16 protein-coding genes are annotated in these 21,461 nt (G+C 63.7%); 14 read left to right on the top strand and 2 right to left on the bottom strand.

What is annotated here, in order from left to right; genetic code table 11:
* Positions 1-16: 16 nt before the first annotated feature.
* The 9 genes from ACR42D_RS04255 to ACR42D_RS04215 all read left to right on the top strand — a co-directional run bounded on the left by ACR42D_RS04255 (position 17) and on the right by ACR42D_RS04215 (position 11,181).
* Positions 17-1,093 carry an acyltransferase family protein gene (locus tag ACR42D_RS04255; RefSeq protein ID WP_484565624.1) on the top strand — a complete coding sequence of 359 codons (1,077 nt, stop codon included), beginning with the start codon at positions 17-19 and terminating at the stop codon, positions 1,091-1,093.
* 38 nt (positions 1,094-1,131) lie between these two features.
* Positions 1,132-2,250: a spermidine/putrescine ABC transporter ATP-binding protein PotA gene (potA, locus tag ACR42D_RS04250; protein ID WP_484565623.1), complete on the top strand. Its 1,119-nt coding sequence runs from the start codon at positions 1,132-1,134 to the stop codon at positions 2,248-2,250.
* Positions 2,240-3,091, top strand: a complete 852-nt coding sequence (gene potB, locus ACR42D_RS04245) for a spermidine/putrescine ABC transporter permease PotB (protein ID WP_484565622.1) — start codon at positions 2,240-2,242, stop codon at positions 3,089-3,091. Before potA ends, potB begins: the two co-directional genes overlap by 11 nt.
* The gene (potC, locus tag ACR42D_RS04240) at positions 3,088-3,855 is read left to right on the top strand and encodes a spermidine/putrescine ABC transporter permease PotC (RefSeq protein ID WP_484565621.1); all 768 of its coding nucleotides are present in this window, start codon (positions 3,088-3,090) and stop codon (positions 3,853-3,855) included. Before potB ends, potC begins: the two co-directional genes overlap by 4 nt.
* Positions 3,852-4,886 carry an extracellular solute-binding protein gene (locus tag ACR42D_RS04235; protein WP_484565620.1) on the top strand — a complete coding sequence of 345 codons (1,035 nt, stop codon included), beginning with the start codon at positions 3,852-3,854 and terminating at the stop codon, positions 4,884-4,886. The genes potC and ACR42D_RS04235 overlap by 4 nt, the downstream gene beginning before the upstream one ends.
* 387 nt (positions 4,887-5,273) lie before the next feature.
* Positions 5,274-6,140, top strand: a complete 867-nt coding sequence (locus ACR42D_RS04230) for a hypothetical protein (RefSeq protein ID WP_484565619.1) — start codon at positions 5,274-5,276, stop codon at positions 6,138-6,140.
* 159 nt (positions 6,141-6,299) lie between these two features.
* Positions 6,300-6,983: a CerR family C-terminal domain-containing protein gene (locus tag ACR42D_RS04225; protein ID WP_484565618.1), complete on the top strand. Its 684-nt coding sequence runs from the start codon at positions 6,300-6,302 to the stop codon at positions 6,981-6,983.
* Positions 6,980-8,071, top strand: a complete 1,092-nt coding sequence (locus tag ACR42D_RS04220; protein ID WP_484565617.1) for an efflux RND transporter periplasmic adaptor subunit — start codon at positions 6,980-6,982, stop codon at positions 8,069-8,071. Before ACR42D_RS04225 ends, ACR42D_RS04220 begins: the two co-directional genes overlap by 4 nt.
* Positions 8,072-8,073: 2 nt before the next feature.
* Positions 8,074-11,181 carry an efflux RND transporter permease subunit gene (locus ACR42D_RS04215; protein WP_484565616.1) on the top strand — a complete coding sequence of 1,036 codons (3,108 nt, stop codon included), beginning with the start codon at positions 8,074-8,076 and terminating at the stop codon, positions 11,179-11,181.
* A gap of 71 nt (positions 11,182-11,252) precedes the next feature.
* Here ACR42D_RS04215 and ACR42D_RS04210 read toward each other — a convergent pair whose 3' ends face one another.
* Both ACR42D_RS04210 and ACR42D_RS04205 read right to left on the bottom strand, forming a co-directional pair.
* Positions 11,253-12,620, bottom strand: a complete 1,368-nt coding sequence (locus ACR42D_RS04210) for an ABC transporter substrate-binding protein (protein ID WP_484565615.1) — start codon at positions 12,618-12,620, stop codon at positions 11,253-11,255.
* Complete coding sequence (locus ACR42D_RS04205) at positions 12,610-14,775, bottom strand: adenylate/guanylate cyclase domain-containing protein (protein ID WP_484565614.1); 2,166 nt, start codon at positions 14,773-14,775, stop codon at positions 12,610-12,612. The genes ACR42D_RS04210 and ACR42D_RS04205 overlap by 11 nt, the downstream gene beginning before the upstream one ends.
* 267 nt (positions 14,776-15,042) lie before the next feature.
* Between ACR42D_RS04205 and fdhD the strand changes: the two genes are divergently transcribed.
* The 5 genes from fdhD to fdnG all read left to right on the top strand — a co-directional run bounded on the left by fdhD (position 15,043) and on the right by fdnG (position 21,457).
* Positions 15,043-15,828, top strand: a complete 786-nt coding sequence (gene fdhD, locus ACR42D_RS04200) for a formate dehydrogenase accessory sulfurtransferase FdhD (protein ID WP_484565613.1) — start codon at positions 15,043-15,045, stop codon at positions 15,826-15,828.
* A 236-nt stretch (positions 15,829-16,064) separates the two neighbouring features.
* On the top strand, positions 16,065-16,952 hold the full coding sequence (locus ACR42D_RS04195) for a formate dehydrogenase accessory protein FdhE (protein ID WP_484565612.1): 888 nt from the start codon (positions 16,065-16,067) through the stop codon (positions 16,950-16,952).
* 59 nt (positions 16,953-17,011) lie between these two features.
* The gene (locus tag ACR42D_RS04190; RefSeq protein ID WP_484568436.1) at positions 17,012-17,896 is read left to right on the top strand and encodes a transposase; all 885 of its coding nucleotides are present in this window, start codon (positions 17,012-17,014) and stop codon (positions 17,894-17,896) included.
* Between the two features lie 280 nt (positions 17,897-18,176).
* A complete protein-coding gene (locus tag ACR42D_RS04185) occupies positions 18,177-18,407 on the top strand; it encodes a hypothetical protein (protein ID WP_484565611.1) in 231 nt (76 codons plus the stop codon).
* A gap of 23 nt (positions 18,408-18,430) precedes the next feature.
* Positions 18,431-21,457, top strand: a complete 3,027-nt coding sequence (gene fdnG / locus ACR42D_RS04180) for a formate dehydrogenase-N subunit alpha (RefSeq protein WP_484565610.1) — start codon at positions 18,431-18,433, stop codon at positions 21,455-21,457.
* The last annotated feature ends 4 nt before the right edge of the window (positions 21,458-21,461 follow it).

Raw genomic sequence — 21,461 nt, 5'->3', positions numbered from 1 at the left:
AGAGGGAGGTAACGGTATGGGCATCATCCGCCTGCTGCTCGCCTTCGCGGTCTTCAACTCGCACTTCCCCACCTTCGAAGGGACGCCCCTGGTCAACGGCCACGAGGCGGTGCTGACCTTTTTCGCCATCTCCGGCTTCTACATGGCCCTGATCCTGGACCGGTCCTACGGTGACGCGCGCGCCTTCTACTGGAGCCGTTTCCTGACACTGTACCCCATGTACGTCTTCGCGCTGGTGGTCAGCCTGGGGCTGCTGACCAGCCTGGACGTCCATTCGCTGACCGACCGGGAGACCCTGCGGGCCATCGTGGCCGACCCCGCCGCCTTCCTGGTCATGGCCTGGACCTCGGCCACGACCATCGGCCAGGAGCTGCTCTTCTCCCTGGCCCGTCAGCCCGAGGGCGGCCTGCATTTCGTGGCCTACCGGCACGACGCCCTGTGGGCGGACGCCCCGCTCATCCAGGCGTGGTCCCTGTCGCTGGAGGCGACTTTCTACGCCCTGGCCCCGTTCCTGGTCCGGCTGCGCTCCCGGACCCTGGTCGGCCTACTGGCCGCCAGCCTGGCCCTCAAGCTCGGAGTCATGGCCTCGCCCCTGTCCGGAGTGATCTTTTTCAAGCGGTTCTTCCCCCTGGAATTCTGGCTCTTTGCGGGCGGCATCCTGGCCTACCGGATCCACCGGCGGCTGCCCGAAACCGCGCGCTGGTACGACTACGGCCTGTTCCTGGCACTGGCCGGACTGGCCCTGGTGGCCGACGGCGTGCCCAGGCCGCTTTTGCCCTTTTTCCTGCCCATGGCAGCCCTGTTGTCGATGCCTCTTGTCTTTCGCGGCTTTAAACGGTTACAATTCGACAGATTCGCGGGCAAGATCAGCTACCCGTTCTACCTGCTCCACTACATCGTCATCGCCCTGTTCGAAACCTACGCGGATGACCCCGAGGGGGGACAGATCCTGGCCGCCGTGCTGGCCGCCTCGGTCCTGACCCATTTCCTGTTCAACCCGGGCATCGAGTCCCTGAAAACAAAATTGCGTCGCCGCCATGCGCCAACCGTCCCGGAGGCCGGGGTTGCCCTGCAGCCCGTAAGCCTTCCGTGACCGCGTCCGCCTCGACGCCGCACCTTTAAAGGAAACACATGACCCAGCCTGTCGTCACCCTGGACAGCGTCTCCAAGTCGTTTGACGGGGAGATCGCCGTCGAAAACATCTCCCTGTCCATACAGGACGGGGAGTTCATCACTCTGCTCGGGCCCTCGGGGTGCGGCAAAACCACCATCCTGCGCATCCTCGGCGGGTTCGAGGAGTCCGACTCCGGTTCCGTGAAGCTGGATGGGCGCTCGGTCAAGGGCGTGCCCCCGGAATCCCGGGCCGTGAACACCGTGTTCCAGAGCTACGCCCTGTTCCCGCACATGACCGTGTTCGACAACGTGGCCTTCGGCCTGCGCATCGCGGGCAAGGGCGAGGCCGATGTCCGGCGCACCGTGGACGAGGCCCTCAGGCTGGTCCGGCTGGAATCCATGGGGCGGCGCACGCCCAAGGAGCTGTCCGGCGGCCAGCAGCAACGCGTGGCCATCGCCCGGGCCATCGTCAACAAGCCCCGCGTCCTGCTCCTGGACGAGCCCCTGTCCGCCCTGGACTACCGTCTCCGCAAGCAGATGCAGAAGGAGCTCAAGGAGTTGCAGCGCACCCTGGACATCACCTTCGTGCTGGTCACCCACGACCAGGAGGAGGCCTTCTCCATGTCCGACCGGGTGGTGGTCATGAACGACGGGCGCATCGAGCAGGTGGGCACCCCGCGCGAGATTTACGAGGAACCGGCCAATCTGTACGTGGCCCGGTTCGTGGGCGAGATCAACGTCCTGGACGGGACCGTCACCGGCCGCCGGGGCGAGAGCTACACCGCCGAGGTGGAAGGCGCGTCCGTGCTGGTCAAGGCCCGGCGCGAGTTCGCCGACGGCGACCGGGTCCACGTCCTGCTGCGGCCCGAGGACTTCCGCGTGGAGGTCATGAAGGACCTGGAGGAGTCCCCGGACCTGGCCGACAAGTTCGCCAAGGCCCTGCTCAAGGGCACGGTGGACGGCACCTGCTACCGGGGGGCCACCTACGACGTGGACATCACCCTGGACGACGGCAAGCGCATCCTGGTCACCGAGTTCTTCGACGAGGACAGCGAAACCCTCTACTTCCACGCCGGCGACCGCGTCGCCGTGGGCTGGTTCGAGGGATGGGAGGTGGTCCTGCCCCATGAAGGATAGCCTGTTCAAGCGGCTGGTCGTCACCGGCGTGCTCGGCTGGCTGGTCCTGTTCGGGGCCGTGCCCACCCTCATGCTCCTGGCGGTCAGCTTTCTCAAACGCGACCCGGACAGCCTGATCAGTCCGTCCTTTTCGCTGTCGAGCTACTTCGAGCTGCTCCAGCCCGCCCTGGGTTCCATGCTGGCCGAGTCCATGGTCATGGCCGCCACGGCCACGCTGCTGTGCCTGCTCATCGGCTACCCGTTCGCCTACATCGTGGCCCGGGCCGACAAGCGGTACACCCCGACCCTGCTCCTGCTGGTCATGATCCCGTTCTGGACCAACACCCTGATCCGGACCTACGCCCTGGTGGCCGTGCTCAAGGCCGACGGCGTGGTCAACAAGCTGCTGCTCTTCCTCGGGGTCATCGACGCGCCGCTCAAGCTCATGTACACACCCACGGCGGTCTTCATCGGCCTGGTCTACACCCTGCTGCCGTTCATGATCCTGCCGCTGTACGCGGCCATCGAGAAGCTGGACCTGAAGCTGCTCGAAGCCTCGCGCGACCTCGGGGCCAGCCGCTTCTCGACCTTCCGCAAGATCACCATCCCGCTGACCATGCCCGGCATCGTCTCGGGCTGCATGCTCGTCTTCCTGCCCGCCCTGGGCATGTTCTACATCCCGGACATCCTGGGCGGAGCGCGGACCATGCTGCTGGGCAACTACATCCGCGACCAGTTCCTGGCGGCCCGCAACATCCCGCTCGGGGCCGCGGCCTCCATCGCCATGACCGTGATCATGGGGCTGATGCTCGCCCTGTACTACAAGAGCGTGCGCCGGGCCGGAAGGAAGGTGCGCATATGAACATCTGGATAAAGCGGGCCTACGCCGCCCTGGTCTTCGCCTTCCTGTACCTGCCCCTGGTGGTCATCGCGGTCTACTCCTTCAACGCCTCCAAATTCTCCCTGGCCTGGAAGGGGTTCACCCTGCAGTGGTACGACAAGCTGCTCCACAACGCCACGCTGGTGGATGCGGCCTTCCGGTCCATGACCATCGCCGTGGTCTCGGCCACGGTCTCCTGCGTCATCGGCACCCTGGCCGCGTTCATGCTCCACCAATACCGGTTCAAGGGCCGCCGCGCGGTCTTCGCGTCCGTCTTCGTGATGATGATGTCCCCGGACATCGTCATCGGCATCTCGCTGCTGGTCCTGTTCCTCGGCGTGGGGCTGTCGCTCGGCTTCTGGACCCTGCTCATGGGCCACGTGACCCTGTGCGTGCCGTTCGTCACGGCCACGGTCTACACCCGGTTCAAGGGGTTCGACCCCACGGTGGTCGAGGCCGCCCGCGACCTGGGGGCCGTGGAGTACCAGGTCTTCCGGCGCATCGTCCTGCCCATGGCCGCGCCCGGCCTGATCGCGGGCTGGCTGCTCAGCTTCACCATGTCCCTGGACGACGTCATCGTTTCCTTCTTCACCACGGGGCCGACCTACGAGGTCCTGCCCCTGCGTATATATTCCATGGTCCGTCTCGGCATAAAGCCGGACGTCAACGCGCTCAGCGTGGTGATGATCATTATAACCGTGGCCGCCGTCCTCCTGTCCCGGCGGCTGCTCAAGGAGAAGTCATGAAAAAGCTACTGCTCGCAATCGTCCTGACCCTCGCCTTCGCGGTCCCGGCCCTTGCCGGCAGCGGGGAGCTCTACCTGTACATCTGGTCCGAATACATCCCGGACGAGGTGATCGAGAATTTCACCAAGGAGACCGGCATCAAGGTGCACCTCTCCACCTACGACAGCAACGAGGCCATGTACGCCAAGATCAAGCTGGCCGGCGACGGCTACGACCTGATCGTGCCCTCGTCCGACTACGTGGGGCTCATGCGCCGCCAGGACATGCTCCTGCCCCTGGACAAATCCAAGCTGACCAACTTCTCCAACCTTTCGGACAAGTTCACGGACCAGCCCTTTGACCCGGACAACACCTTCTCCGTGCCGTACATGTGGGGCTCCACGTCCATCGCCGTGAACACCGGCCTGCTCGGCGAGAGCGCGGTGACCTCGTACGCCGACCTCTGGAAGCCGGAGATGAAGGGCCGTCTGCTGCTGCCCAACGATCCGCGCGAGGTCTTCGCCATCGCCCTGATGAGCCTGGGCTACTCCCTGAACGACACCGATCCGGCCCATTTGAAACAGGCCTACCAGAAGCTCAAGGGGTTGATGCCCTCCGTGCGCGTCTTCGACTCCGACTCCCCCAAGCAGGCCCTGCTGTCCGGCGAAGTCTCGGTGGGCGTGATCTGGAACGGCGAGGCCTACATCGCCAACCAGGAGAATCCGGAGATCAAGTACGTCTATCCCAAGGAGGGCTTCTCCATGTGGATGGACTCCCTGTGCATCCCCAAGGGGGCCAAGAACCTGGATGAGGCGCACGCCTTCCTGAACTACCTGCTGCGCCCGGACGTGGCCGCGACCATCTCCACCGAGATGGGCTACTCCACCCCCAACGCCCAGGCCGCCGAGTTCCTGGAGCCCGAAGTGGCCGACAACCCCATCGTCTACCCGGACGCGGCCACCGTCGCGCGCGGCGAGTTCCAGGACGACATCGGCGAGGCCATGAAGCTCTACGAGGACTACTGGGTCAAGCTCAAGGGGTCCAACGACTAGGCGGGAACCGCTCCCGACGACAAAGACAAAGGCCGGACGCATGTCCGGCCTTTTTTTGGTTCATCTCCCGATTAGGGGAAAGCGTGAAAAGCACAGAGAGGGTAAGCGATTAGCGATAATGTTGGAGGTTGGACAAATAGACGATACTCGCGATATTCACCAAGGTATTAAGTGCTCCGAAGCATAAAACGTGTCATGAGAATATGAATCGTCAAATCTGACTATATTTATAGGGTGCGGGGGCGGACTCGTCAGCAGTTCAGCAGAATCGGCGGATGAGCCGTTTGTTCTAAATAAAAATTGACCTGAACAAATATGATCACCGCCGTTAATACATAGCCCTGTTTGATCGCAATTCTAGTGCCGCAGGAGAGGGATGGACACCACATGAAGTCTGTTAATATCATTCCAATTATTATCAAGATTCCTTTTTTATTTGTCATTTTTCTTCTGGCAGTGGCTGCATGGTCCTTCATTTGGATGTTATATTTTGAGTATCTCATCTGGCATTTTTATTATGTGGTCCCAACCTTTGCAGCTTCATTATTTCTTTCAGCAGTAATTGGATTCTATGCACCTAGATTGCGAATAGTGCCAGCAATTGTGTGGGCTGGGCCGATTGCCTTATTCCTACTATTCTCAGTTACTTGGATCGCCTCTTCCATCCTAAGCACAACAAGCACTTTTTATTTCGGCATGGATATAACCACTACCAGAGGCATTAGGACTTGTACAAGTATGGTTCAAACAACACATTACACTCTTCCTCGGTGGCTACAGCAGTTTCTTGTGCGCCCTCCAAGTCTAAAGGCAGAAGCAATCTATTGCGATTTGGGGGAAGATAAGAATCTCATCGCGACGTTAGCTTTTGATCGTGATTATGGCGGGATTCATACCCTAAACAAACTGTCTGACGCCCTCAATGAATATACAGAAAACAACTCAACTCAAGGGCCTCAATCCCACCGAATCCGATTGGCCGGCCAACAAATACCCATACTCGTCACAGCCTCTACTCCACGAGACCCCACAACCATGATCCGGGTGCTGCCTGATAAAGTAACAAACATTCTGGGAGCCACCTATTCTCTTAAGAGCATATGGGTCGAAAAGACTGACAATTTGTTTGAATATAGCGGAATCGAAAAGCATATCCCATGGATTATTACTGATGACTTTATCGAAGAGGCTAACATAAGATCTTTATTGAAAAAGGCGGATTTGGAGGGGGCGGTCAAGCCTTTTAAAAAATAAACAATTCGAGGGACAGTACACCTAACTCTGCGGATTCGGACCGCAGCAATTAGGAATACTGTCCCTTAATTTATCTTAAACGAACGTTTGACAAACCAAATGAGCCGGGAGTAAGAATCCACTTTTCCGAACATCGACACCCATCCCACGGAGGCAACCATGAGCGGAGGAGGACGCAAGTCCCGCAAGCGGGCCCAAGGCGAGGAAACCCGGGCCACGCTGCTGGATACGGGCGCGGAGCTGTTCGCCAAGAACGGCTACAACGGCGTGTCCATGCGCACCCTTGCGGCCGAGGCCGGGGTCAACCTGGCCACGGTGAGCTACCATTTCGGCGGCAAGGCCGGGCTGTACGAGGCCATCATCCAGGAGATCACCAGCGTCCGCGACCAGATATTCCCGCCCACCGAGGCAGTCCGGGCGCGCTTGGCCGAGGCCGGGGAAACGCCGGAGGAGAGGGCCGAGGTGGTGGACTGGTTCATGAGCGCCCTGATCGACGGATTGCTTGTCCGCACCGAGTATCTCTGGGGCGTGGTCATCATCTCACGCGAGTTGGTCCATCCAACCGAAATCTTCTCCAAGATGGAAGCCGAATTCTTCAGCCCGAATCTGGAATCCCTGTGCGTCCTGGTCAGGGGAACCGCAACCCACTGCCGGGACGATACGGACGCGATCATCACCGGGCACCTGATCGTCAGCATCATCATCAAGCTCCTGGAAAGCCACGCCCTGATCTGCAAGCGCCTGGGCTGGGACTCCTACGAGGGGCACCACAAGACCATCGAAGCCATCGTCAAGACCCGAATCCGGGGGCTGCTCGGCCTCCCCATGGAGAACGCACAATGAATCGTTTTCTTTCCCTCGCCGTCCTGCTCTGCCTGACCCTGCTCGCCGCCTGCGACCGCTCGCCCGAGCCCGTGCCCGAGCCCGTGCGCCCGGTCAAGACCACCAGGGCCGTTCGGGCCGACAGCAGCAAGATGTGGTCGTTCGCCGGGACCGCCGAGGACGCCCGGGCCACCAGCCTTTCCTTCCGCGTGGGCGGCAAGATCATCGAGTTTCCGGGCAACCAGATCGGCCGCAAGTTTTCCAAGGGCCAAGTCATCGCCCGCCTGGACCCGTCCGACTACGAACTGGAGCTGAGGCAGGCCAGGGCCAACATGGAGCAGATCCGGGCCAACTACGTCCGGGCCAAGGCGGACATGGAGCGCAACTCCCGCCTGTTCGAGGGCAGGGTCATCTCGCGCGGCGAGCTCGACCAGGTGCAGGCGGACTTCAAGTCCTACGAGGCCCAGCTCAGCGCCTCGTCCAAGCAGCTGGACATCGCCCGCAAGCGGCTGGGCTATACCACCCTGCATGCGCCCTTCGACGGCTGGATCGGCGAGGTCGAGGCCGACGTGCACCAGAACGTCAGCGCGGGCCAGGCCATCGCCACCTACAACGCGGGCCGCCAGATGAAGATGTACATCTCCGTGCCCGACACCCTCATCGCCCAGGTCAAGGAAGGGGACGAGGTGGCCGTGGTCTTCGACGCCCTGCCCGGCCGGACCATGCGCGGCAAGGTGGAGGAGATCGGCGTGGAGTCCGGCACCGGCTCCACCTACCCGGTCAAAGTCTACCTGGACAACGCCGACCGGACCATGCGCAGCGGCATGTCCGGCCACGTGAATTTCACCGGCCTGGGCCACGCCGGGGCCGCCTTCTACCTGCCCCCGGCCGCGGTCGTGGGCGAGCCCGACGGCTCCCACGCCATCTGGGTGGTGGACCCGCAGACCTCCACCGTGACCCGCCGCGCCGTGACCGTGGGCCCGCTCACCCCGCGCGGGCTTGAGATCACCGGGGGCGTGAACGAGGGCGACGTGATCGTCATCCGGGGCGTGCACAGTCTGGAGGAGGGCCGCAAGGTCAGGCTGATCAACAACGGGGCGGAGGGCTGACCATGAACCTGGCCAAGTGGTGCATCACCAACAACCGCACCTCCCTCGTCCTGTTCCTGCTCATCGCGATCAGCGGAGTGATGACCTTCTTCTCCATCCCCAAGAGCGAGGACCCGGACTTCACCATCCGCACCGGGGTCATCTCCACGGTCTTTCCCGGCGCCTCGCCCCAGCGGGTGGAGGAGCTGGTCACCGACAAGCTCGAGGAGCGCATCCGCGAGATCGACGGGGTCAAGACCGTCAAATCCCAGTCCATGTCCGGCCTGTCCATCATCGAGGTGGAGTTCGAGGACTCCATCATGGACATGCAGCCCTACTGGCAGAAGCTGCGCAACAAGGTGGACGACGCCGCCCCGGACCTGCCCGAGGAGGCCCGCACCCCGCAGGTCGACGACGAGTTCGGCGACGTCTACGGCATCGTCATCGCCCTGACCGGCGACGGATTTTCCTACCGCGAGCTCAAGGACGCGGCCGACGACATGCGCGACGAGCTGCTCAAGATCAAGGGCGTGGGCAAGGTCGAGCGCTGGGGCGTGCAGGACGAGCGCATCTTCGTGGACTTCACCAACTCGCGCATGGCCGCGGCCGGGGTCAGCCCGTTCGCCCTGGCCCAGATGATCGACCGCCAGAACACGCTCCAGCCCAGCGGATCGAGCATGGTCGGCCCGGAGCGCATCGTCATCGAGCCCACCGGCGAGTTCAAGGGTGTGCAGGACATATACTCCCTGTCCATCCGCCCGCCGGGCAAGAAGACCTCGGTCCGGCTGGCCGACGTGGCCGACATCACGCGCGGCTTCTCGGACCCGCCGTCCACCATGGCCCGGTACAACGGCAAACCGTGCCTGATGCTGGCCGTGTCCATGGCCGACGGGGGCAACATCACCGAACTCGGGAAAAGGGTCGCCGAGCGCCTTAACGAGCTCAAGGCCAACATGTACGTCGGCCTGGACACCAATCTGGTGGTCTTCCAGCCCGACTACGTCAACACGGCCATCAGCGACTTCATGATCAACCTGATCGAGTCGTTCGCCTTCGTGGTGGTCATCATCCTGCTCTTCGCCGGTCTGCGCACGGGCGTCATCGCCGGGTCCCTGGTACCCATGGCCATGCTCGGCTGCATCGCGCTCATGCCCTACCTCGGCGTGGGGCTGCAGCGCATCTCCATCGCCTCGCTGATCATCTCGCTGGGCATCCTGGTGGACAACGGCGTGGTCGTGTCCGAGGCCATCCTGGTCCGGCTGGCCGCGGGCGAGGACCGGCTCAAGGCCGCCACCGGGGCGGTCGGCGAGCTGTGGATGCCGCTGCTGGCCGCGTCGCTGACGACCATCTTCGCCTTCCTGCCCATCCCCCTGGCCACCACCCATCCGGTGGGCGAATTCTGCGAATCCCTGTTCATCGTGGTCACCCTGACCCTGGCCTGCTCCTGGGGGCTGTCCATGTCCATGGTCCCGATGATGTGCTACTACCTGCTCAAGCCCAAGCTGACCGTCCAGACCTTCTCCAGCCGGTTGTACCGCGCCTACCGGGGGCTGCTGCTCTGGTCCCTGCGCCACCGGATCGTGTTCGTGGCCGGTATCCTGCTGTGCTGCGGGATCTCGGGCTGGGCCTTCCAGTTCGTGCCCAAGATGTTCTTCCCGCCCAACGAGCGGGCCCAGTTCACCATCGACTTCTGGCAGCCCTACGGCACGGACATCACCGCCACCGAGCGGCGCGTGGAGCGGCTGGAAAAGGTCCTCCTGGCCGACAAGGACGTGACCGGCGTTGGCGTGTTCGTGGGCCACGGCGGGCCGCGCTGGTACCTGCCGCTGAACCTGGAGCAGAAGAACGACAACCTGGCCACCTTCGTGGTCAACACCACGTCCATCGAGGCCGTGGACCCGGTCATCAAGCGCACCCGCCAGGCCCTGAAAAAGGGGTTCCCGGACGCCGACTACAGCCTGAACAAGCTGATGAACGGCCCGCCGGTGGGAGCCAAGCTCCAGATCCGCCTGTCCGGGCCGGACATCAAGACCCTCTACGCCCTGCGGGACAAGATCGCGCCCATCGTGGAAGGGCAGGAGGGCGTCACCCGCGTCTGGGACGACTGGGGCCAGTGGACCAAGAAGATGATCGTCCAGGTGGACCAGGACAAGGCCCGCGAGGCCGGACTGTCCAGCTTCGACGTGGCCGTGTCCCTGCAGGCCGCCATGTCCGGGCTGCCCGCCTCGGACTACCGCGAGGGCGACACCATCATCCCCATCCTGCTGCGCAACGACGAGGGATTCCGCAACCACCTGGACAAGATCGACAGCCTGAACGTCTACTCCTACGACACCGGGGCGAGCGTGCCCCTGTCCCAGGTGGCCACCACCCGGCTCGACTGGCAGCCGTCGGACATCCGCCGCCGCGACCAGGGGAGGACCATGACCATCAAGGCGGACGTGGCCGACGGCTACTACGCCCTGTCCATCCTGAACCGGGTCCGCCCGGCCGTGCAGAAGCTCATGGACGGCAATGACTGGCCGCTGGGCTACAACGTGGAATACGGCGGCGAGTTCGAGGAGAGCGCCGAGGCCCAGGCGGCCATCAACGCCAACATGCCCCTGGCCATGGGGCTGCTCGTGCTGGTGCTCATCTTCCAGTTCAACTCGCTCAGGCGTCCGCTGATCATCCTGCTGACCCTGCCGCCCATGTTCATCGGCATCTCCACCGGCATGCTGGCCACCAACTCGCCCTTCGGGTTCATGCCCATGCTCGGCATGATCTCCCTGCTCGGCATCATCGTGAACAACGCCATCATGCTCATCGACCGCATCGAGATACAGCGCGGCCGGGGACTGCCCATGGCCGACGCCATCGTGCTCTCGTCCATGGAACGCGCCCGGCCGATCATCATGACCGCCACCACGACCATCATCGGCATGGTCCCGCTCTCCCTGCAGGGCGGCGAGATGTGGCGGCCCATGGCCAACCTGATCATGTCCGGCCTGACCGTGGCCACGGTCCTGACCCTGGTCCTCTGCCCGGTCCTCTACTCCTTCTTCTTCCGCCAGTGGTTCAAGGACTATGTCTGGGACCAGGCGATCGTGGAAAAGGGCAGCGACCTCCATGTGGAGACGGCTGCGGAATAGGCACGGAAACCGACAAAAAAAGGGCGGCCCGCTTCGGCGGACCGCCCTTTCTTTTTGTTCCTCGGGAGCCGTCACTGCCCGGCGACGGCCCGCATGCGCTCGGCGGCCTCATGCACGGCCTGCTCGGGCGTGGCCCTGCCCGCCAGGGTCTCCTCGATCATCCGGCCGATGATCCCCTCGGCCGAGACCCGGGCCGCCTCGGGGATGAGCCTGCCGTCCCCGAACTCGAAGCTCTGCAGGGAATTGAAACCGGCCAGGATGGATTCCACCCGCTTGCGCCGGTATTTCTGAAAGACCCCCTGGGCGTCGCGATAGAACACCGGGGAGGCGGCGATGTCCTCGAGCACGGGCATCATCCCGCCCGGGGCCATGTGCAGCCAGGTCACGTAGGCGTCCTCGCCGAACAGGAAGCGGACGAACCGCCTGGCCGCATCGGCGCGGGCCGGGTCCCCGCGCCTGACCAAGCCCAGGGCGTGCAGCACCCCGTATCCGGCCGGGCGGGTCCCGGTCAGGCTGGAGACCATGCCCGTGTTCTCCGGGAGCCGGAAATCGTAGGGCGCGCCCGTGAGCTCCTCGAAATTCTTCCCGGTCAGGGAATCGGCGGCCACCGACGGCACGGCCAGGTCGTCCATGATGAAGGTTGAATAGAACATCATGGCCAATCTGCCCTGGAAATAGTAATCCCGGCCGCGCCACCACTGCGGGCCGGGCGGGGTGTAGCGGGCCAGCTCCGCGTAGAACTTCAGCGTCCTGACCGTGGCCGGGGAGTCGAAGACCACCCTGCCGTCCGGGGTAAACTCGCGCACGCCCGCCGACATGGCCAGATGGGTGAAGACCTGTTCGGCATAGACGTCGTTGCGGGTGCCCACCAGGATGCCGTACCGTCCGTTGGCCGGGTCGTGCAGGGCCTTGGCCGCCTTGAGCAGGGCGTCCCAGGTGTCGGGCGGGGCCAACCCGGCCCGCTCGAACCAGTCCTTGCGGTACCACACGCCCTGGACCCAGCCGTTGAACGGGATGCCGCACGGCCTGCCGTCCGGCAGGCTGATCCGGCTGAGCGCCCCGGCAAAGAACCGTTTGCGGCCCACCGCATCGATCACCCGGGCCGCGCCGTCGTTGTCCATCCACCCCCGGTTGCAGAAGGCCACCACCAGGTTGGAGGCGCAGCCGACCACGTCCGGCCCATGCCCCTGTCCCATGGCCGCCGTCATGACCTCGGCCAGGGCGTTCTCTTCCACGCCGACCACCCGGACCTCCACATCAGGATTGAAGATCATGAAGGTCCTGGCCAGATATTCGATGACCGCCTGCCGTTCCGGGGCGACCTCGGTAGTCCAGAAGATCACGGGCGTGGCCGCGCGGGCCGCGCCGGTCCAGGCGAGCAGGATCGCGGCCGCCAGCAGGGCCGCAAGAAATCGCAGGGGGGCTCTTCTACTTGGCATCGAAAATCTGCTCCCCCTTCCAGTCGGCCGCCGGAGGCCGGGAAGTGAAGGTTTCGGCCAATTCATGGAAATGCCCGGCCAGTCGGTCCGGGCCGTGGCCGGCGAGATAGGTGCCGAAGGCGTCGGCGGCCGCCGCGAACTCCCTGGATAAAAGCAGTTCAAAGCAGGCGTCCCACTCGGCAAGCCGCGCCTCTGCGCCCTCGTCCACCGCCAGGGGGCCGTACACCCCGGTCGAGCCGTGCCGGGTGCCGAGCAGCTCGTACACGCCCACCCCGGCCGAGGTGCCCTTGGGCACGACCCGCCCGGCGAAGCGGAAGACGAACCGGTCCCCGGCCGCCAACCGGGCGGTCTCGCTGACCAGGATGGACGAGCCCAGGTACTTGTTCAGCCCCTCCAGGCGCGAGGCCATGTTCACGCTCGCGCCGATGGCCGTGTAGGCCATGCGGTCCGAAGACCCGATGTTGCCGACCACGGCCTCGCCGGTGTGGATGCCCATGCGCGTCCTGAACTCGGGCTGGCCCGAATCCCGCCGCCCCCGGTTGAATATCCGCAGGGCCGCCCGGCAGCGCAGGGCCGCCAGGCAGGCGTCGTGGGCGTGGGCGGGGTTGCGCACCGGGGCGTTCCAGAAGGCCATGACCGCGTCGCCGATGTATTTGTCCACCGTGCCGTTGGTGTGCAGGATGACCTGGCTGACCCGCTTGAAATATTCCGTGATCTCGGCGGTCAGGGCCTCGGGCGAAAGCCCCTCGGAGAGGCTGGTGAACCCCTCGACGTCGGTGAACAGCAGGGTCAGTTCCCGGCGGTCGCCGCCCAGGGCCGGGGAGATGTCGTTGGTGATCATGCGCTCGACCAGGGGCCGGGGCACGTAGCTGCCGAAGGCGTTGAGCGAACTGCGCATGGTCTCCAGGGCGGCGGCCAGGTCCCGGATCTCCAGGATGAAGGTCTTGATGCGCACCGGAACGCGCAGGTTGAAGGCGCGGATGTTCTCCACCGACCCGGTCAGCAGGATGAGCGGGCGGCTGATCAGCTTGGCCACGGCGTAGATGATGGGCAGGGTCAGGAGCAGCAACCCCAGGGAGACGAGCAGGGTCTTCCTGCCGATGGCGGCGATGGGCCCGGTGAACCGCTCCTCGGGCACGGCCACGGCCACGAACAGCCCCTTGCCGTACTCCTCGGGCAGCGGGTCCACCCGATACAGGTAGCGCACCGCGTCCACGGACAGCTCCCCGGCGTCGGTGCCCCGGCCTCCGCGCGCCTCGTATTCCCGAACCAGGGCGGACAGGGAAGGCGCCCCGAGACGATCGATCTCGGTCTCGCCCGCCTTGGGGCCCGACAGTTGCCGGGACCAGGAAATGCTCTGCACCAGCCGGTCCAGGTCCGAATAGGCGTAGACCTTGCCCGCTTTGTCAAAGATGGCGATCTCGCTGTTGTCGCCCATGGATTGCCGCCGGACGAAACGGCAGAGATTGGACAGGGACAAGTCCACGCCGAACACCCCGGAGACCCCGCTCTCGAAACGGTGCGAAACCGTAATGCCCGGCTCGCCGGACAGGGAGAAGGCATAGACGTCGCTCAGGGTCGGCCCGTCCCGCTTCTCGGCCGACAGGAACCAACCCCGTTGCCGGGGGTCGTAGGCCGGATCGCGGGTCACCGAGGAGCCCACGGTGACGAACCCGGCGTCCAGATACTTCTTCAGTTCGTACCGGGTCCCGTCCTCCAGGTGGCCGATGTTCTGGGTATACCAGACCGCGTTGGCCGGGATGTCGAGCCGCCGCTTCATGCCCTCCCGACCGCGCAGGGTGGAGACCAGGTAGAAGTCGCCGTCGGCGAAGCCGATGTAGACCGAGGTGAAGTCCGGGTGCTGCTCCAGGAGGCGGAAGAAGACGTGACTCATGGGATGGGAATGGATCGACCCCTTCTCGCTGATCCCCGGAAAGTCCACATAGAGGTCGGTGGTGTTGAAGGCCGTGTCGAAGAGTATCCTGGAGCGCTCCGAGACCGAGTCCCCGGCCCGCATGAGCAGCTGGCGGGCCGAGACCAGGGCGGCCGAGGCGTTGCCCAGATATCCGTACATGACGACCGCCGAGACGATGGCGATGATCAAAATCGAGAACACCGTGACGATGTTCAGGTAAAAGGGAAAACACCGTTTCATCCCACTTCACCCCGGGGCTCTTGCGGCGGCCCACAGCGGACCGGACAGGACCTTGTCCCAGCCTATTGAATACACCCGAATCCGTCTTCGCTTCAACAACAAGATATAATTCTTGTACAAACTATAACACATCATCAGCAGCCAATGCCTGCCGCGCCCCCGCACGGGTGTGAGAGTCAGGGGTAAATGGCAGCGCTTGCCCGCCGCCCGGGGAGAAAGATAGAAAAGGGACAGGAAGGGATGCCGAAATACGGCACGGAGGCGGAAATGAGCCCTGAATCATACGAATACGACGTTCACGAATACAAGCGGGGGTTCACCCGCAAGCGGATCGACTCCATCCGGGAGGTGCCGCTGACCATCATGCTCAACGGGCGCGAGGTGGTCACGCTGCTGTGCACGGCCAAATACCCGGAGTACCTGGCCGTGGGCTTTCTCAAGTCCGACGCCTTCATCTCCAGCCCGGCCCAGCTCACGGACCTGACCGTGCGCGACGAGGGCGACCGGCTGGTGGCCGAGGTGGAGGTCTGCCACGACCCGTGGAAGGACCGCATCATGGAGCGGTCCATCACCTCGGGGTGCGGCAAGGGGACCAACTTCGGGCGCAATGTGGCGACCATCTCCAAGCGCACGGTGGGCGGCGACGTGCGCGTCACCCCGGAGCAGATCCTGTCCCTGGCCAGGGAACTCCACGAGCGCTCCACCCTGTACAAGCACACGCGCGGCTGCCACAACTCCTCCCTGTGCACGCCGGACGAGATGCTCCTGTTCCGCGAGGACATCGGGCGGCACAACGCCATCGACATGCTCTGCGGCCAGTGCTTCCTGGACGACGTGGCCGTGGACGACAAGATGATCGTCTCCACCGGGCGCATCGCCTCGGAGATCCTGCTCAAGGTCGTCCGCATCGGCGTCCCGGTCCTGGCCTCCACGGCCGTGGCCACCAGCTTCTCCGTGGAGCTGGCCAAAAAGACCGGCATCACCCTGATCGGCAACATCAAGGACGACAGTTTCTGGGTCTACAACGACAACGGACGCATCGTGGGCTTCTGATTTCGGGCCCCGAAACCGTTTTCTCATGATTTTTTTTGCCGTTGTAACCAGCCTGTTTTATTGATCCATTCTATCCAATATATGTCCATTTTGGCATAATTGAATGGATTAATATCAAATATTTCGAATAGATATATATTTTTGTGCCAAATCTTGAGTAAGTGCAAGACCTTTGGCAAGATGGCGTTCCCCTCCGATACTGTTTTTCAAGATCGGAAAACACTCTGGAGAACCACATGGAACGCGACATGGCCCTTGAGACAAGCAGGCTCGACCGGAAACTGGCGCAACTCAGAAAGAAGTCGTACATATCCGCCGAACTCATCGACATGCTCGATGCGGTGACGCACCTTCAACTGGCGGCCCTACCCGAGGCCCGGGTGACCCTGCCGCCGGACAGCGAACTCTCCCCGGCCGAGGCGGTCTTCCAGGGCGTGTCCCTGATCAATCGTGAAAACTTCCCCTTTGACGCGGCCCAGGCCGAGAAGCTGCTCGGCGAGCTGGTCGAGCTGGTCGGCAAGTCCGAAGGAGCCCTGGGCGACGGCGCGCGGCTCGTGGGCGAGGCCCTGGACAAGGGCGACCTGACCCCGGCCGAGCTGTTCAAGCATGTCCTGGACGACGACACCGCCTTCTTCGCCTCCTGGGCCGAACGCATGCCCGAAGCGCCCCGGACCCTGCCCTTCCTGGCCCTGGCGGCCATGGGCCCGTCCATCGAGGCCGCGGCCGGGATGCTGGCCGAGAAGCTGCCGGAGATGAAGGTCATGCCCGTGGGCACCTGTCCGATCTGCGGGTCCATGCCGCTGATCTCCTCCCTGGAGCAAAAGGAGGGATTCCGGCACGCCACCTGCTCGTTCTGCCGCCACCACTACCGGATCAAGCGCATCAGTTGCCCGGTCTGCGGCGAGGACGACCACAAGAAGCTGACCTTTTTCACCGTGGACGAGGAGCCCGGTTTCCGGGTGGACGTCTGCGATTCCTGCAAGACCTACATGAAGACCATCGACTTCCGGGAACTGGACCGCGTGGCGCTCCCGGTCCTGGACGACCTGGATTCCCTGGCCCTGGACTATGTGGCCGCGAACCAGGGTTACCGGCGGGCCACCCTGTCCGCCTGGGGGTTCTAACCGCGGGAGGGGCCATGCCCGAAACGCAACGGGACGTCATGCCGAAGAATTCGCACATCATGCCGGTCATCCCGCCGCCGGAAAACAGCGCCGCCTTCGAGGCGCTGTTCCGCGACGAGGACAAGGCCAGGGACTATTTCCTGGAGCTGTCCTGGCCCACGGGCGATCCCTTCTGCCCGCGCTGCGGGCACCGCAAGGTCTACACCCTGTCCGGCGAGCGGCTGCGCTGCGCGTCCTGCAAGTACACCTTCCAGCCCTTCTCGGGCCGGTGGATCAACAACGGCGCGCTCAGCCCCGGCGAGTGGCTGCGGCTCATCGTCCTGTTCGTGGAGGAGCGCTCGGTCCACCAGATGAAGGAGGATCTGGGTCTGTCCTACAACACGGTCTACAAGGCCCTGACCGCCATCCGCTTCGCCATCCTGGCCAACGCCCTGGACGCCCGGCAGCTGATCAGTCCTGCCACCGGCCTGGACTCCTATCTCAAGGGCAACCGGCTGACCGGCGGGCCGCGCGAGATGCGCATGGACACCATCCCGGTCTACGGCATCCTGCGCCGCGACGACCTGGTCTTCATCGACCTGGTGCCCGGGTTCCAGGCCGAGACCCTGTTCCACTTCCACATGAACTTCCACCTCAAGCTCATCCGCTCGGGCAACCTGGTCTACACGGACCGCTACAAGGAGTACGACGCGCTCATGTTCTGCGGCAACGACTCCCTGCCCTACGAGGTCATCCGCCGCTACGACGAGCCCCCGCACATCGACGCGGTGGGCGACGAGTTCTGGGAATACGCCCAGTCGCGCATCAAGAAGTTCCGGGGCATCTCCTGCCAGCGGTTCCCCCTGTACATGAAGGAGCTGGAGTTCCGCTTCAACAACCGCGACAAGTCCCTGGGCGAAATCCTGGCCGCCTATCTCTGCGCGCTGGTGCCGAACACGGACTAGCCGACAGCCGGCCCGAAGGACGACAAGCCCGATCCGGCGTCCCGGACCGGGCTTTTTCGCGCCCGCTGTCCATTTCCCGACCGTATCCGCCGGTGTCAAACCGTGAGGCGGAAATCAATTTATGTCAAAACTGACATAAAGTAGATCCAGCTATAGAGCCATCCAGCTAAAAAAAGCATGTTTTTGCCTGTGTGAAAGGTGTTGCAAGAAAACATTCTTTGCCCCCTCGTCGCGGATTCATCATAAGGGGGATAACGGAAGAAATGGGAGAGGCACGCGCATGCGCATGAACAAACAACATTTGCCGGCTGACGCCGCCGCGACCCCCATGCCCTTCGGCGGGCTGGGATTCGCTGCGGCCGGGGTCCGGCAAGCGGCTCTGGAGATGACTCCCGCGGTCCACCGCCTCATGGGCGAGCCCGTCGTCTTCGCGGCCGGTTGCGGCCCCGCCGTACAGTCCGGCGGTTACAGGCTTCTCGTGGCGCTCGGCCGCGAGATCCGCGGGCGCTGACCCGCAACAACACAGGAGGTATGATGCACACCAACCGTAGAAACTTCCTCAAGCTCTCCGCTGTCGCGGCCACGGCCACGGCGTTCGGCGGGCTGGGGTTCGGCTGCAAGGCCAAGGCGGCGACATTGCCGAATTACGCCGCCGCCCTGGACCCGAAATGGAGCAAGCAGACCACGTCCGTATGCTGTTACTGCGCAGTGGGCTGTGGCCTGGTCGTGAACACGTCCCTCAAGGACATGAAGGCCGTCAACGTGGAAGGCGACCCGGATCATCCGATCAACGAGGGTTCGCTGTGCGCCAAGGGCGCTTCCATCTGGCAGCTGGGCGACAACGACCGCCGTCCGGATTCCGTCCTGTACCGGGCGCCCTATTCCAAGGAATTCAAGAAGGTCTCCCTGTCGTGGGCCCTGGAGAAGATCGCCCACAACATCAAGGCCACCCGCGACGCCACCTGGACCGAGAAGAACGCCAAGGGCCAGGTAGTCAACCGCTGCGACGGCATCGCCTCCCTGGGGTCCGCCGCTCTCGACAACGAGGAGTGCTGGGCCTACCAGACCATGCTCCGCAGCCTCGGCCTGGTGTACATCGAGCACCAGGCGCGTATCTGACACAGCGCGACTGTTGCGGCTCTGGCAGAGTCGTTCGGACGCGGTGCGATGACCAACCACTGGATTGACATCCAGAACTCCAACTGTGTTCTCATCATGGGCAGCAACGCTGCGGAGAACCATCCCATTTCCTTCAAGTGGGTGACCAGGGCGCAGGAAAAGGGCGCAACCCTTATCCACGTCGACCCCCGGTTCACCAGGACCTCGGCCAAGGCCGACTTCTACGCGGGCATCCGCTCGGGTGCCGACATCGCCGTCCTGGGCGGCATGATCAAGTACATCCTGGACAACGACCTGATCTTCCGGGACTACGTCGTCAACTACACCAACGCATCCTTCATCGTCGGCGACAAGTACTCGTTCAACGACGGCTTGTTCTCCGGCTACAACGAGGCCACCCGGTCCTATGACAAGTCCACCTGGGCATTCGCCATGGACGCCGAGGGCAACCCCAAAAAGGACCCGACCCTGGCCGATCCCCGCTGCGTGTACCAGCTGCTCAAGAAGCACTACGCGCGCTACGACATGGACAAGGTCTCCTCCATCTCGGGCATGCCCAAGGAAGCCCTGACCAAGCTGTACGAGACCTACGCGGCCACCGGCAAAAAGGACAAGGCCGGGACCATCATGTACGCCATGGGCTGGACCCAGCACTCCGTGGGCGTGCAGAACATCCGCACCATGGCCATGATCCAGCTGCTGCTGGGCAACATCGGCGTGGCCGGCGGCGGCGTCAACGCCCTGCGCGGCGAATCCAACGTCCAGGGGTCCACGGACCACTGCCTGCTGTACCACATCATTCCCGGCTACCTCGCGACCCCGCAGGGCTCCGAGCCCACCCTGGAAGCGTACAACAAGGCCCACACCCCGGTCTCCCACGATCCCAAATCGGCCAACTGGTGGGGCAACTTCCCGAAGTACTCCGCCTCGCTGATCAAATCCATGTGGCAGGACGACGATCCCGCCACGGCATACAACTACCTGCCCAGGCTCGATTCGCTGTCGGCCCGGGAGTACTCCTGGCTGTCCCTGTTCGACAAGATGGACGACGGCCAGTTCAAGGGGCTGCTGTCCTGGGGCATGAACCCGGCCTGTTCTGGCGCAAACTCCAACAAGACCAGGCAGGCCCTGACCAAGCTGGACTGGCTGGTGAACGTCAACATCTTCCCCAACGAGACCGGCTGGTTCTGGGAAGGACCGGGAATGGACCCGACCAAGATCAAGACCGAGGTCTTCTTCCTGCCCTGCGCCGTGTCCATCGAGAAGGAAGGCTCCATCACCAACTCCGGCCGCTGGATGCAGTGGCGCTACAAGGGTCCGGATTCCCCCAACGGCCAGAAGCCGGACGGCGACCTCATCTATGAACTGATGAAGGAGATCCAGGACCTGTACAAGAAGGAAGGCGGCGTGTACCCCGAGCCCATCACCCGGCTCACCTGGGACGCCATCGCCACCGACGGGGTCTTCGATCCCCACAAGACGGCCAAGCTGATCAACGGCCACTTCACCCGCGACATCGAGATCAAGGGGAAGATGTACAAGAAGGGCGAACAGGTTCCCAGCTTCGCCTTCCTGCAGGCCGACGGCTCCACCGCCTCGGGCAACTGGCTGTACTGCCACTCCTACACCGAAAAGGGCAACATGGCCGCCCGGCGCGACCTGGCCCAGACCCCGGAGCAGGCCAACATCGGCCTGTACCCGAACTTCTCCTGGTGCTGGCCCGTCAACCGCCGCGTGCTCTACAACCGCGCCTCGGTCGACCTCAAGGGCAAGCCCTACAACCCGGAGAAGGCGGTCATCGCCTGGAACGGCGAGAAGTGGATCGGCGACGTGCCGGACGGCGGCTGGGCCCCGGGCACCAAGTACGCCTTCATCATGCGCAAGAACGGCTTCGGCCAGCTCTTCGGCCCCGGCCGCGCCGACGGGCCGCTGCCCGAATACTACGAGCCGCTGGAATGCCCGGTGAAGTCGCATCCCTTCTCGAACACCCTGCACAATCCGACGGCCCTCAAGTTCGACGACGAGGAAAAGGCCGTGTGCGATCCCAGGTATCCCCTGGTGGGCACCACCTACCGCGTCACCGAGCACTGGCAGACCGGCGTCATGACCCGCAACCAGCCCTGGCTGATCGAGGCCGAACCGCAGGTCTTCGTGGAGATGAGCCAGGAACTGGCGCAGCTTCGCGGCATCGAGAACGGCGAAAAGGTCATGGTCGACTCCCTGCGCGGTTCCATCTGGGCCAAGGCCATCGTGACCAAGCGGCTCAAGCCGTTCACGGTCCAGGGCACCACGGTCCATCAGGTCGGCCTGCCCTGGCACTTCGGCTGGTCGTGGCCCAAGGACGGCGGCGACTCCGCCAACATCCTGACCCCGTCCGTAGGCGACCCGAACACGGGTATCCCTGAAACCAAGGCCTTCATGGTCAACGTCCGTAAGGCGTAAAGGA

Source organism: Pseudodesulfovibrio sp. lm2024 (genome assembly GCF_051175575.1).
Lineage (GTDB): Bacteria > Desulfobacterota > Desulfovibrionia > Desulfovibrionales > Desulfovibrionaceae > Pseudodesulfovibrio > Pseudodesulfovibrio caledoniensis.
This window is presented reverse-complemented; position numbering and strand designations above follow the sequence as displayed.

Coding starts and splice junctions, on each gene's coding strand:
- ACR42D_RS04255 (WP_484565624.1), top strand. CDS start 17: ATGGGCATCATCCGCCTGCTGCTCGCCTTCGCGGTCTTCAACTCGCAC.
- potA (WP_484565623.1), top strand. CDS start 1,132: ATGACCCAGCCTGTCGTCACCCTGGACAGCGTCTCCAAGTCGTTTGAC.
- potB (WP_484565622.1), top strand. CDS start 2,240: ATGAAGGATAGCCTGTTCAAGCGGCTGGTCGTCACCGGCGTGCTCGGC.
- potC (WP_484565621.1), top strand. CDS start 3,088: ATGAACATCTGGATAAAGCGGGCCTACGCCGCCCTGGTCTTCGCCTTC.
- ACR42D_RS04235 (WP_484565620.1), top strand. CDS start 3,852: ATGAAAAAGCTACTGCTCGCAATCGTCCTGACCCTCGCCTTCGCGGTC.
- ACR42D_RS04230 (WP_484565619.1), top strand. CDS start 5,274: ATGAAGTCTGTTAATATCATTCCAATTATTATCAAGATTCCTTTTTTA.
- ACR42D_RS04225 (WP_484565618.1), top strand. CDS start 6,300: ATGAGCGGAGGAGGACGCAAGTCCCGCAAGCGGGCCCAAGGCGAGGAA.
- ACR42D_RS04220 (WP_484565617.1), top strand. CDS start 6,980: ATGAATCGTTTTCTTTCCCTCGCCGTCCTGCTCTGCCTGACCCTGCTC.
- ACR42D_RS04215 (WP_484565616.1), top strand. CDS start 8,074: ATGAACCTGGCCAAGTGGTGCATCACCAACAACCGCACCTCCCTCGTC.
- ACR42D_RS04210 (WP_484565615.1), bottom strand. CDS start 12,620: ATGCCAAGTAGAAGAGCCCCCCTGCGATTTCTTGCGGCCCTGCTGGCG.
- ACR42D_RS04205 (WP_484565614.1), bottom strand. CDS start 14,775: ATGAAACGGTGTTTTCCCTTTTACCTGAACATCGTCACGGTGTTCTCG.
- fdhD (WP_484565613.1), top strand. CDS start 15,043: ATGAGCCCTGAATCATACGAATACGACGTTCACGAATACAAGCGGGGG.
- ACR42D_RS04195 (WP_484565612.1), top strand. CDS start 16,065: ATGGAACGCGACATGGCCCTTGAGACAAGCAGGCTCGACCGGAAACTG.
- ACR42D_RS04190 (WP_484568436.1), top strand. CDS start 17,012: ATGCCGGTCATCCCGCCGCCGGAAAACAGCGCCGCCTTCGAGGCGCTG.
- ACR42D_RS04185 (WP_484565611.1), top strand. CDS start 18,177: ATGCGCATGAACAAACAACATTTGCCGGCTGACGCCGCCGCGACCCCC.